Source organism: Micromonospora sp. ZG13 (assembly GCF_059359355.1).
Genome location: NZ_JCADBQ010000056.1, coordinates 1 through 596, shown reverse-complemented (window position 1 = coordinate 596; position 596 = coordinate 1). Strand labels below are relative to the sequence as shown.

The 596-nt window shown below is 72.7% G+C and carries 1 protein-coding gene; it reads left to right on the top strand.

Features of this window, described 5'->3' with window-relative positions; translation table 11 throughout:
* Positions 1–596: acyltransferase domain-containing protein (locus AC5L34_RS29520; protein WP_494827934.1), on the top strand; the 596-nt coding region annotated here is incomplete at both ends.

Here is a 596-nt window from a genome sequence, read left to right as displayed (position 1 = left end):
CTGGTGGAGTCGTTCGGGGTCGTGCCGGACATGCTGGCCGGTCACTCGATCGGTGAGGTGACCGCCGCGCACGTGGCGGGGGTGCTGTCGCTGGCGGATGCGTGTGCGCTGGTGGCGGCGCGGGGTCGGTTGATGCAGGCGCTGCCGGCCGGTGGCGGCATGCTGGCCGTGGCGGCGGACGAGGCAGCCGTGGCGGAGTCGATCGCCGGGCTGACCGACCGCGTCGGCATCGCCGCCGTCAACGGTCCGACGTCCGTGGTGGTGTCCGGTGCCGTTGGCGCGCTCGACGAGGTGGAGCGGGTCTGGCGCGAGCGAGGCACCCGCACTCGCCGGTTGACCGTGAGCCACGCGTTCCACAGTCCGTTGATGGAGCCGATGCTGGCCGAGTTCCGTGCGGTCCTCGACGGGTTGACGTTCTCGGCGCCGTTGCTGCCGGTCGTGTCGAACGTGACGGGTGCGCTGGCCGATGCCGACGAGATCCGCACGGCCGAGTACTGGGTGCGGCACGTGCGGGAGGCCGTCCGGTACGCCGACGGGGTGACCGCCCTGAGGGCCGCCGGGGTGGACACGTTCCTGGAGATCGGGCCGCAGAGCGT